3 protein-coding genes are annotated in these 1,498 nt (G+C 73.8%); all 3 read right to left on the minus strand.

Features of this window, described 5'->3' with window-relative positions; translation table 11 throughout:
* Positions 1 to 623 (minus strand): phosphoenolpyruvate-utilizing N-terminal domain-containing protein (locus KBX53_RS32630; protein ID WP_247676558.1); only part of this gene is annotated, 623 nt, incomplete at its 3' end.
* Complete coding sequence (locus KBX53_RS32635) at positions 616 to 891, minus strand: HPr family phosphocarrier protein (RefSeq protein WP_210863712.1); 276 nt, start codon at positions 889 to 891, stop codon at positions 616 to 618. The genes KBX53_RS32630 and KBX53_RS32635, both read right to left, overlap by 8 nt.
* Before the next feature lie 9 nt (positions 892 to 900).
* Positions 901 to 1,498: zinc-binding dehydrogenase (locus tag KBX53_RS32640; protein WP_210863714.1), on the minus strand; the 598-nt coding region annotated here is incomplete at its 5' end.

The following is a 1,498-nucleotide window of genomic DNA, read 5'->3' on the forward strand; positions in this document are numbered from 1 at the left end:
TCGGCCACGTCCAGGATGCCCGCGCAGCGGACCACGGCCGGGACGCCGAGGGTCCGGGCCAGGATCGCGGTGTGGCTGGTCGGCCCGCCCTCGGCCGTGACCAGGCCCAGCACCAGGTCCGGTTCGAGACCGGCGGTGTCGGCGGGCGCCAGGTCGCTGGCGATGAGCAGGTACGGGTGGCCGGGGTCCGGCACGCCCGGCATCGGCTGCCCGAGACACGCCGCGACGAGGCGGTCCCGCAGGTCGTCGAGGTCGCTGACCCGCTCGGCGAGGTACCCGCCCGCGGCTTCGAAGGCGGCCCGGTGCCCGGCGAGCACGTCGGTGAGCGCGTGCGGCGCGTCCGCGCCGCCGTCGATCGCGATGTCGGCCGCGTCGATCAGTGTCTCGTCCTGCGCCATCATGACCTGGGCGCGCAGGACCTCGGCGGCGGTCGCGTCCACTGCGGTGTCAGCGCGACGGGTCAGGTCGGCGGCGACGACGAGGACGGCTTCCCGCACGGCCGCCTTCTCGGCAGCGGGATCAACGGTCTCCGCCGACGGCGGCAGGGCCGGCGGCGGGGCCAGCCGGTAGACCGGCCCCGCCGCACCACCGGGGCTGGCCCCGATTCCCCGAAGTTCACGCATCGACGGCGTCCAGATCACGTTCGAGGAGGTCGGCCAGGGTGTCGACGGCGGCCTGCGCGCCGTCGCCGCCGGCCTCCAGCGTGACCTCGGTGCCCTTCTTGGCGCCGAGCGACAGCACGCCGAGCATGCTGCGGGCCGGCACGGGCTTCTTGTCGCCGGTGCGGATGGTGACCAGCACCGGCTGCTTCGCCGCCTCGGCGACGAACAGCGCCGCCGGGCGGGCGTGCAGCCCGCTGGCGGAGCCGACGAGGACTGTTCTGGTGGGCAACGGATCCTCCTACGGTTCGATCGTCACCTTGATCGCTTCGCCCCGCGCCACGATGCCGAAGGCGTCGAGGGCGCGGTCGAGCGGCAGGCGGTGGGTGATGAGATCGGCGACCGGCACGGAGCCGTCGGCGATGAGTCGCAGCGCCTCCTTGTTGTGTTCCGGGCTGGAGCCGTTGGCACCGACGATGGTCAGTTCGCGGTAGTGCACGAGGTTGGAGTCCAGGGAGATGACCGGCTTGTCCTTCGGCAGGCCGCCGAAGAAGCTGATCCGGCCCTGCCGTGCGGTCATCTGCACCGCCTGCTCCTGGGCGGCGCCGGCGGCCGTGGCGGTGATGACGACGTCGGCACCCCGGCCCTCGGTGAGCTTGAGCACCGCGTCGACGACGTCGGTCTCGGCGCCGCAGATCGCCGCGTCCGGCTGCACCAGGTTGGCGGCCAGGTCGAGGCGTTCGCGGTTGAGGTCGACGAGGAACACCCGGGCCGCGCCGCGTGCCCGGGCCAGGCGGACGTGCAGGCAGCCGATCGGCCCGGAGCCCACGACGACCACGTCGTCGCCCTTCCCCACACCGGCGAGGTTCTGGCCGTTGAGGACGCAGGCGAGGGGTTCG

Origin of the sequence: Micromonospora sp. M51, from assembly GCF_018070305.1 — a bacterium.
GTDB lineage: Bacteria > Actinomycetota > Actinomycetes > Mycobacteriales > Micromonosporaceae > Micromonospora > Micromonospora parva.